The sequence below is a fragment of the Streptomyces sp. NRRL S-1813 genome (genome assembly GCF_000719605.1).
In the GTDB taxonomy this organism is placed as follows: domain Bacteria; phylum Actinomycetota; class Actinomycetes; order Streptomycetales; family Streptomycetaceae; genus Streptomyces; species Streptomyces decoyicus.
The window spans coordinates 1-9,634 of sequence record NZ_JOHB01000067.1; the positions used below are offsets into that span (position 1 = coordinate 1).

8 protein-coding genes are annotated in these 9,634 nt (G+C 73.0%); 6 read left to right on the top strand and 2 right to left on the bottom strand.

The window, feature by feature from the left end:
- Positions 1 to 569: TerD family protein (locus IF67_RS0138090; protein WP_030993572.1), on the bottom strand; the 569-nt coding region annotated here is incomplete at its 3' end.
- A 246-nt stretch (positions 570 to 815) separates the two neighbouring features.
- Between IF67_RS0138090 and IF67_RS0138095 the strand changes: the two genes are divergently transcribed.
- The 6 genes from IF67_RS0138095 to IF67_RS0138120 all read left to right on the top strand — a co-directional run bounded on the left by IF67_RS0138095 (position 816) and on the right by IF67_RS0138120 (position 6,977).
- Entirely contained in the window at positions 816 to 1,265 is a 450-nt protein-coding gene (locus IF67_RS0138095; protein ID WP_030993574.1) for a DUF6643 family protein, read from the top strand.
- Positions 1,266 to 1,312: 47 nt separating this feature from the next.
- Complete coding sequence (locus IF67_RS0138100) at positions 1,313 to 2,137, top strand: MOSC domain-containing protein (protein ID WP_030993575.1); 825 nt, start codon at positions 1,313 to 1,315, stop codon at positions 2,135 to 2,137.
- 145 nt (positions 2,138 to 2,282) lie between these two features.
- Complete coding sequence (locus IF67_RS0138105; protein ID WP_030993576.1) at positions 2,283 to 3,173, top strand: MEDS domain-containing protein; 891 nt, start codon at positions 2,283 to 2,285, stop codon at positions 3,171 to 3,173.
- Positions 3,167 to 3,610: an ATP-binding protein gene (locus tag IF67_RS0138110; RefSeq protein ID WP_030993577.1), complete on the top strand. Its 444-nt coding sequence runs from the start codon at positions 3,167 to 3,169 to the stop codon at positions 3,608 to 3,610. The genes IF67_RS0138105 and IF67_RS0138110 overlap by 7 nt, the downstream gene beginning before the upstream one ends.
- A gap of 170 nt (positions 3,611 to 3,780) precedes the next feature.
- Positions 3,781 to 4,374, top strand: coding sequence for a hypothetical protein (locus IF67_RS0138115; RefSeq protein ID WP_078889899.1), 594 nt, complete (start codon positions 3,781 to 3,783; stop codon positions 4,372 to 4,374).
- A gap of 167 nt (positions 4,375 to 4,541) precedes the next feature.
- Positions 4,542 to 6,977, top strand: a complete 2,436-nt coding sequence (locus tag IF67_RS0138120; RefSeq protein WP_030993584.1) for a right-handed parallel beta-helix repeat-containing protein — start codon at positions 4,542 to 4,544, stop codon at positions 6,975 to 6,977.
- Here the strand turns inward: IF67_RS0138120 and IF67_RS0138125 are convergent.
- Positions 6,947 to 9,391, bottom strand: coding sequence for a hypothetical protein (locus IF67_RS0138125; RefSeq protein ID WP_037840411.1), 2,445 nt, complete (start codon positions 9,389 to 9,391; stop codon positions 6,947 to 6,949). The two genes, IF67_RS0138120 and IF67_RS0138125, sit on opposite strands and share 31 nt — an antisense overlap.
- Positions 9,392 to 9,634 lie beyond the last annotated feature (243 nt).

The following is a 9,634-nucleotide window of genomic DNA, read 5'->3' on the forward strand; positions in this document are numbered from 1 at the left end:
GGGGTGGCGGGGGCCGGGGCGGGCGGCGCGGGCTGCGGCGGTGCCGGGTCCTCGACGCTGATTCCGAAGTCGGTGGCCAGGCCGGCGAGCCCGGTGGCGTACCCCTGCCCCACCGCACGGAACTTCCAGGCACCCTGGCGGCGGTAGAGCTCACCGAGCACGAAGGCGGTCTCGGCGCCGGCGTCCTGGCTGTCGAAGCGGGCGATCTCGGCGCCGTTCGCCGCGTCCAGCACCCGGACGTGCAACCCGGGGACGCTCCCGAAGGTGCCGCCGTCGGCGGAGGCGGCCAGCACCACCTTGTCGACGGCGGGTTCGACGGAATCCAGGGCGACGGTGAGGCTGTCGGTCATCGCGCCGCCGGCCGGGCGCTTGCCGTCATGACGCACGGCACCGGAGGCGTGCGCGGCCTGGTTGTAGAAGACGAAGTCTCCGTCGTCGCGGACCTTTCCGGACACCAGGAGCAGGGCGGAGGCGTCCACGTCCGGCGTCCCCGGGGCCGTTTGCCAGCCCAGTTCCACCCGGACCGCCGGGGCCGGGACCGGAACATTGCTGCCCTTGAGCATCGACATCGCTGCGCCTTCCTCTTGTCCGTCGTGCCCCGTCACTGGTGGCACCCCCAACCTACTTGGCCCGAACGTCTCCGAACGCCCCCCGTTCACCTGCGAGAAGCGAGGTCTTTACACGATCCCTACGGGCGATCGCGACCGATTTCCACAACTTCGCTCACATTGGCGATCCACGGCCGCTCCGAACACGCAAAACAACCCTCTTTGCAGGCTCCCCAATCGGCACATCGTGGGCTTAACTTATGAGGCATGACCTCCCCCCGCTCTACCTACGGCGGCTACTACGCTTCGCCTTCCTTCCCGGACACCCCGATCTACGACAGCCTCGTCGCCGAACGTGGTACGCCGCAGATCGCCCCGATCCGGGTGAACCCCTCCCCTTACGAGACGGGTTCGTCCTATATGCCGGCGCTGCCCTCGGCGCTGCCGGCACTTCCGGCCGCGCCCTCCTATCAGTCGCCCGCCCAGGGCTACCCGGGAGCGGCCGCCCAGCCGGTCGCCCCGTTGCAGCAGGCCCCGGCGCCGTACATCCCGCAGCAGGCGGGGGTCCGCGGCTATCCGTCCCAGCAACAGCAGCAGCCCCAGCGCCCGCCCATGGGCACGGGGTATGAGGCGATGCGGCCGGCCGCTCCGGTCGCGCCGCGACCTGCCACGCCGTACGACGACCCGTACGGCCGGCAGTACCCGCGCGGGTACTGACCTGGGCGAACGGCCAACTGTCCGAGGCGGCTGGCAGGATGGAACGCATGCCGAAGCCTGCGCTCCAGTCGATCCATCTCTACCCGGTCAAATCCATTGCGGGGTCCGGTCCCGGCGAGGCGGTCGTGGAGCCGTGGGGGCTCGCCGGGGACCGACGCTGGCTGCTGGTGGACGCCGAGGGCAGGCAGATCACACAACGGCAGCAGCGGACGCTGGCGTTGGCGCATGCCGAGGGGCTGCCGGGCGGTGGCCTCGGGCTCACTGCGCCCGGAAGGAAGCCGTTGACGGTCGAGGTGCCGGCTTCCGGGGAGACGATCACGGTCGAGGTCTGGAAGGACGAGGTCGAGGCGGTACCCGTGGGCCGGGCGGCCGACGAGTGGTTCAGCGGGTATCTGGGCGCGGAGTGCCGGCTGGTGTATCTCGACGCCCCGGAGAAGCGCAGGCCCATCGACCCGGAGTACTCCCTGCCCGGTGAGACGGTCAGTTTCGCCGACGGCTTCCCGTTGCTGCTGACGACCACCTCGTCGCTGGACGCCCTCAACTCCCTCATCGCACAGGGCGACCATGCCGACGAGGGGCCGCTGCCCATGAACCGTTTCCGGCCCAATGTGGTGGTGGACGGCACCGCGCCCTGGGCGGAGGACGACTGGCGGCGGGTCCGCATCGGCGAGGTCGTCTTCGAGGTGGCCAAGCCCTGCTCCCGCTGCGTGGTCACCACCACCAACCAGCGCACCGCCGAGCGCGGCAAGGAGCCGCTGCGCACGCTCGCCCGGCATCGCCGCTTCGGTGACCAGCTGGTCTTCGGCCAGAATCTGATCCCTCGCGGGGTCGGCACGATCCGTATCGGCGACCCGTTCGAGATACTCGGCTGACGGGCCGGCGCGGCCCTTTGCCGTGGTCGCGCCGCGGGCGCTCGTGGCGGCTGCGGGCCGCCGCGGCCCGGTGACCAGCTGTCCGCGGTGCACGCCCGGCACCGCCGACGGGAGCGGCCGACGGACGACAGAGAGCTGGGTGCCGATGTCTGTGAGGGACACCGGGTGCGGCCGTCTCCTGCCCGTTCAGCATCTGCGGCCCGGGGACCACGCCTTTGTGAGTTACGGCGATGACGAGGTGCGCTGGGAGGTCGTCACGGCATTCGTACGGCTCGGGCTGGCCCACGGCGAGAAGGTGATGGTCCTGCCGTGCCCCGAGGTGCCCGAGGACGAGGTACTGGCCAGGCTCGACTTCCCCAGCCGCAGCACGGTTTCGGCGCGCGAGCGGGGCCAGTTGGTGGTGAGCAGTATGCGTGCGGTGATCCGGCCGGACACGGAGTTCACCGCCGCGCGCCAGATGGGCCGGCTGTACGCGGAGACGGACCGGGCGACGGCCGAGGGGTATGCGGGCCTGCGGGCGTTCATCGACATGGGCTGGGTGCGTGCGCTCGGCGCGGACGTCGGTGTGATGGCGTGCCGTGAGACCGGTGCGCAGGCGCTCTTCAGCGGCCGGCCGTACACGGAGATCTGCGCCTACGACCGCCGCCGGTTCGACCGCGCGGTGCTCACCGCCATGGAACGGGCGCATCCGCGCGCGCTCCTGGAGCGGCTGGGCAGCCTGCGGTCGTTGCGCGCCCCGGACGGCGTGCTGTGCTTCATCGGCGAGGCGGACGCCGCGAACCGGACCGCGTTCGGCAGATCGCTGGAGATCGCCCTGGCACAGACGCCCCCGTCCCGGCGGCTCGGCGTCGATCTGACCCGGCTGCACTTCCTGTCCGTCGGCTGCGCCGTCAGCCTGCTCACCCTGGTCCGCGGCGCCGCGGGCCACGACCTGGTCGAGGTGCGCTGCGACCGCGGGCAGCACCGGATGCTGCGGCGGCTGGGCGCCGGGACGGTGCCGCGGCTGACGCTGACGGAGGTGGTGCGGCCGTGGTGAGCCCCGATCCGGCCGAGGTGCCGGCCCCGGAGCCCGGCCGCCGGCTGCTCCAGCGGCGCTTCACCGCCCGGCTGCTGCCGCAGTTACGGCTGCTGGTCGAGGAGTGCGCGGCCCGTGAGGGCCTCTGCGAGCCGCGGCGCGGCGAATTCGTGCTCGCCGTGGACGAGATCGCGGGGAACGCCGTGGAGCACGGGGGCGGTTCGGGACGGCTGGTGCTGCGCCGGGTCGGCGAGGAGCTGGAGTGCCGGATCAGCGATGCGGGGCCCGGGTTCAGCGAGGACGTGATCCCCGAGCTGCTGCCGGGCCTGGACGGCGCTCCGAAGGGGCGCGGGCTGTGGCTGGCCCGCCTGGTGGCCGACCGGTTCGCGGTCGCCGTGGGGGCTCCCGGCACGGGCATGACGGGCGCCGTGGTGACGGTGACGGTACGGCTGCACTGACCGCGCGGGCCCCGGTCCGGCGGGGAGTCCCCCACAGTCCCGGTCCTGCTCGAAACGTCCGGTTGTCGCTCTTTGTACGCCATGAAGTTGCTCTCTCTTCGCAGAACTCTCGCATGGACCACCCGCGATGAGGTATCCACAGACACGGAGAGGGGGCACCGATGCGAGCGATGAAGGGCGTATGGCGCTGGCGGCACAATCCGCTGCGGCGCCGGACCGATCGGTTCGAGGCCTGGACGGCGCTCGTCGCCGCCCTTCTGATCGCCCTCGGGGCGACCTCCGTGGGCTGGCTCGCCGGACGGGCCGCACACGGCGCGCTGCTGGCGACCGTACGGATACAGCACCAGCAGCGGCATCTGGAGTGGGTCACGGTCGACCGGCTGATCTCCCGGGCCCCGCTCGACTCCGATCCGGAGACCTCCTCCCAGCGCGATGCGCACCGCCGGGTCGTCGCCCGCTGGACGGCTCGCGACGGCAGCCCGCACGTCGGGCAGCTCGCCGCGCCGCGGCCGGTGGAGACCGGCGAGCGGTTCCGGATCTGGACGGACGACCGGGGCCGGGTGGCGCCGCGGCCGATGGACACCGGCACGGCGGGTACGCATGCCGCGCTGGCCGGTCTGGGCACCGCGGCCGGGGTCGGCATGATGGTCGAAGGCGCCCGGCGGCTGGTCGTCTGGCGGCTGATGGTGCGTCGCTTCCGCCGCTGGGACGAGGAGTGGGAGCGCGCGGGCCAGGACTGGGGCCGGGCCGGCGCAGGGAGTTGAGAGCCTGCCTTTCGAGGCGGCTGACCGTGTCAACTGCCGCCCGCCGGGCGCGCTACGGTGGTGGCGCCAGCCTCTCGGCTGGGGCCTCGCAGACCGGAAAACGGACATCCACGGACGGATGGTGCCGGGCCGACAACAGCCGCACGAAGTGGGGGCACGACAGCACCATGGCACAGGGCTCGGTCCAGGTGACGCACTCCGGAACGTCGCGCTGGCGGCGCCGCACCGGGGAGTACAGCTCGCTCGCCGCCGCCCTGGAGGCCGCCGGGGACGGTGATGTGCTGACCGTCCCGGCCGGTACGTACCGCGAGAATCTGGTGCTGGTGCGCGCGGTGACGCTCCGCGGCCCGGACGGCGCACGCGGTTCGGTACGGATCGCCCCGGCCGACGGTGTGGCGCTGACGGTACGGGCCTCGGCCACCGTCCACGATCTGCATCTGGAGGCGACGGATTCGACCTCGCCCGCGCTGCTGGTGGAGGACGGCGCCCCGGAGCTGTCGGGCCTGCGGGTGGTGACCCGGTCCGCGTCCGGCATCGAGGTCCGCGGCGGCGCCCGCCCCACGGTGCGCCGCTGCACGGTCGACAACGCGGGCGGGGTGGGCATCAGCGTCCTGGACGGCGCCGGCGGCGTCTTCGAGGAGTGCGAGGTGATGGCCGCCGGGCAGACCGGCGTGGCGGTGCGCGGCGGGGCACATCCGCGGCTGGAGAACTGCCGGATCCACCATGCCTCGGGCGCCGGCCTGTCGGTCAACGGGGAGGGCAGCGCGGTCGAGGCGGTGGGCTGTGAGCTGTACGAGATCAAGGGCGCGGGGGTCCAGGTGGCCGCACGGGCCACCGGCCACCTCACGGACTGCACGGTGCACCGCACCTCCGCCGACGGCGTCACCCTGGACACCGACGCGGTGCTGACGCTCGCCGACTGCGACATTCACGACATCCCGGAGAATGCCGTCGATCTGCGGTCGCGTTCGGTGCTGACGCTGACCCGCAGCACGGTGCGGCACTTCGGGCGCAACGGTCTGTCCGTATGGGACCCGGGCACCCGCGTGGACGCCAACCAGTGCGAGATCCACGACAGTACGGGCGACTATCCGGCGGTGTGGGTCAGCGACGGCGCCACCGCCGTCCTGGACTCGACCCGGATGCACGATGTGCCCGACGCACTGTTCGTACTGGACCGGGGCTCCCGCGCCGACGTCGTGGACTGCGACATCTCGCAGGTCCGCAACACCGCGGTGTCGGTCAGCGACGGGGCGACCGTGCAGCTCGACGACTGCCGGATCCGGGAGGCCGCGACCGGTGCGTGGTTCCGCGACCACGGCAGCGGCGGCACGCTCGCCAACTGCACCATCGACGGTGCGCAGACCGGGGTGATCGTCACCAAGGGCGCGGACCCCACCATCGAGGGCTGCACGGTCAGTTCACCCGCCGAGGCCGGGTTCTACGTCTCCGCCGAGGGCCGCGGCACCTTCCAGGGCTGCCGGGTCACCGGGAGTTCGGGGTTCGGCTTCCATGTGATCGACGGCTGCCGTACGGCGCTGACGCGGTGCCGTACGGAGCGGTGTGCGCGCGGCGGCTACGAGTTCGCCGAGGGCGGTGCGGGAGCGGGCGACGGGCCGACGGTCCAGGACTGCACCAGCGACGAGAGCCGCGCGGTGCAGACGCCGGCCGCCGGGGCGGTGACGGGTCCCGCGGTGCAGCAGGTGACGCCGACGGCCGGGCTGCTGGGCAATGTCCCGGCACAGAGTCCCGCGCCGGACGCCACGGCGGCCGCGGAACCGGCCGTCAGCAGCCGGCCCTCCGACGAGGTGCTGGGCGAACTGGACACCCTCGTAGGGCTGGAGAGCGTCAAACGCGAGGTGCGCAGCCTGATCAACATGATCGAGGTGGGGCGCCGGCGCCGGGAGGCGGGGCTGAAGGCCGCGTCGGTGCGCCGCCATCTGGTGTTCACCGGCTCCCCCGGTACCGGCAAGACGACCGTGGCGCGGCTGTACGGCGAAATCCTGGCCTCCTTGGCGGTGCTGGAGCGCGGGCATCTGGTCGAGGTGTCCCGGGTGGACCTGGTGGGCGAGCACATCGGGTCGACGGCGATCCGCACCCAGGAGGCGTTCGACCGGGCGCGCGGTGGCGTGCTGTTCATCGACGAGGCATACGCCCTCTCCCCCGAGGACTCCGGACGGGACTTCGGGAAGGAGGCCATCGACACCCTCGTGAAGCTGATGGAGGACCACCGGGAGGCGGTGGTGGTGATCGTGGCGGGCTACACCTCCGAGATGGAGCGCTTCCTGGCGGTCAACCCCGGTGTGGCGTCCCGTTTCTCACGGACCATCACCTTCGGCGACTATGCGCCCGAAGAGCTGCTGCGGATCGTGGAGCAGCAGGGCGAGGAGCATGAGTACCGCCTCGCCGAGGGGACCGGCGAGGGGCTCCTGAAGTACTTCACGGCACTGCCCAAGGGGCCGTCGTTCGGCAACGGCCGTACCGCACGCCAGACGTTCGAGGCGATGGTGGAGCGGCATGCGGGCCGGGTGGCCCAGCTGACCGCCCCCAGCACCGACGATCTGAGTCTGCTCTATCCGGAAGACCTGCCCGAACTCCCCTGAGCGGGACGGTCGTCGGAGCGGTCGTCGGCAGCGCGGCGGCCCGAGCAGTCATCGGCGGGCCGCTGCCCCGGCAGGTCCGGGCCGAGCCGGGCGATCAGCTCGGCGCGCACCCTGCCGAAGACCGGGTCGGCGTGGTAGTCGCCGTGCCCCAGGATCTGGGCGGGCAGCGGGTTCTGGAGGGTGCGGCCGAAGGCGAGCGGGTCGCGCAGCGGACCCTCGTCGATCCGGCGGCCGTCCTCGCAGGTGAGCCGGATCGGGCCGCCGATGGGGTCGGTGAAGCGCCAGAGGTTGCGCCAGTCGTCCATCTCGCGGTGCAGTCCGGTCAGGGCGGGCGGCCCGAAGAAGGCGGGGAACCAGCGTCCGTAGAGCCGTTCCAGGGGGCTGCCGTACGTCAGCAGGGCGACGCGGCTGCGGGTGACCAGGTCCAGCTGCCAGACGGCGGCGGCCGCCAGCACACTGCCCTGGGAGTGCCCGGAGAGCACCAGCCGGCCGTCGAACCGCTCGGTCCAGGTGGCCATCCGCCAGGTGAGGTCGGGGACGGCGCGCTCGGCGTAGCAGGGCGGGGCGAAGGGGTGGGCAGCGCGCGGCCAGAACGTACCGACGTCCCAGAGGATGCCGATGGTGCGGCGGGCCGAGTGGTCGCGGTAGGCGCGCCGGCCCATGGTGATCAGCAGTATGACGCCGGCGCCCATCAGCCAGGAGCCCAGGGCTTCCGCGGTCTCGGCGGCGGCGTGCACGACCGGCGGTGCGCCTTCGGTGGCGCGGCCCGGCGCCCGGTCGCTGAGCCAGGCGCCGGCCACCGCGCCGGCCCCGAGGACGAGGGTGACGGCGGCGGTGGCCGCGACCAGGACCGGTGCGGAATCGGTGAGTCCGGCGCCGGCGATGGTGGCGGCGATCCGCTTTGTACGCGGCCCGTCGGGGCGCTCGCGCGGGTCGTACAGCCCGGGGACGTCCTTGGCCACCCGGTCACGGACGATCACCACGCGGACGGCGGCGAGCACGACGACGATCGCGACGACGACCAGCAGGACGGGGATGACCGAGGCCTGCCAGGACAGCAGCACCGGCGGCCCGGGGATGGGTGCGTGGTCCTGGCCGGGGGTCGCCCCGCCGTCCAGCCAGTCCGCGAAGCGCTGGGCCACTCCCCCGGACAGCACCCCGCCGACCGCGCAGGCCAGCAGGGCGACGGCGGGCCCGCCCATGCCGCGCAGGGCGGTGCGGGCGTCGTCACGGGCGGCGCGCTGAAGGACCCAGGCGGTCAGCGCCAGCGCGAGGACCAGCAGGCCCTGGAAGACGGCGATACCGCCGAAGGCGCCGGCACCGGGCAGGGAGCCGTGACTGTGGGCTCCGGGGCGCGCCCAGCCGGTGTGCACGACGATCAGCGCCAGCACACCGAGGGAGGCGAACGGCAGCGCCCGCACGACCAGATGGTCGGACTCGTCGTCCGGCGCGGCCTCGCTGCGGGCGGTGCGCCAGACGACCACGACGGTGGCGGCGGCGAGCAGGATGACCACTGCGGTGAGGGCCCGGCCGGTGACCGCGAGGGCGGTGTCGCCGCCGTCGCGCCCGTCGGCCTGTGCGCCCGCCGCGAGGAGTACGGCGGCGATGGTCAGTACGCCGGCCGTGGTGTGGGCGGCGCGCAGCCGGGCGACCAGCCGGCGGCCGTACCAGAAGCCGTCGAGGCTGAGCGCGGTGCGTTCGGCGACCGGGGTGTCGCGGGAGGTGCCGGGCAGCCGCGGCGGCGGGGAGGCGGATTCGTAGGCACTCCAGGTGCGGCGCGAGAGCGACCACAGGAAGCCGATGACAAGCAGCGGCACCATGGACGCGAGCGCGAGGCGGCGGCCCGGGGCGCTCCACCAGCCGGAGTTGTCGGGGCTGAGGAAGCCCATCCAGGATTTGCCGGCGGAGCAGACGGTGGTGCCGGCGCACTGCCAGGCCGTCAGGTCGAGGGCGACCTCGCAGGCCGCGGCGGCGAGCAGGACGGTGAGGGTGAGGGCGAGGATGCGCACCAGGAGGTCGTAGATCCGCTGGGCAGGATGCTCGGGCGGGGCGGCCGGGCGCATCCAGTGGGCGAGGTTGACGACCATGAAGGGCACCAGGAGCAGCCACAGGGCGCGTGCTCCGTTGCCCGAGGTGAGGTTGGACCAGCAGTACGCCTCGCGGACCGGCTCGCCGCGGTAGTCGTCGGGCCGCTGCTCGGCGTCCGCGTCCTCGGTGCGGCGATAGCAGGCGGCGGTGTCGTCGCCGGTGATCAGCTGGACGCGCGGGTCGCCGAGCATCTCCTGTGCGGTGGTGCCGCCGACACCGTGCACCAGCAGCTCCAGGGAGAGCTGCGGTGCGGCGGCCGGTGGCCCGTCTGCTGTGCTGTCACGGTCGGTTGAGCGCGCGTGCGGTGTCGGGTCCGCGGTCTCCACTGTTGTCCCCCGTAGTCGTGCCCAGAATCGTGACACGTTGTCCGTGTGGCGTGTGCGGTGCGACGCCCCCAGGATTGTCCTTTCCCCACGGAAGGACATCCAGCACCCATACCGCGGTGTCGTAGTTCGGGTGTTGTACTCCGGGTGTTGTACTCCGGTGCCGCACGTCGGGTGCCGCACCTCGCGTCGCCCGGCGCACCCCCCCACCCCCGAACCCACCCCCGCCCCCTCCCCCGAAGGGGG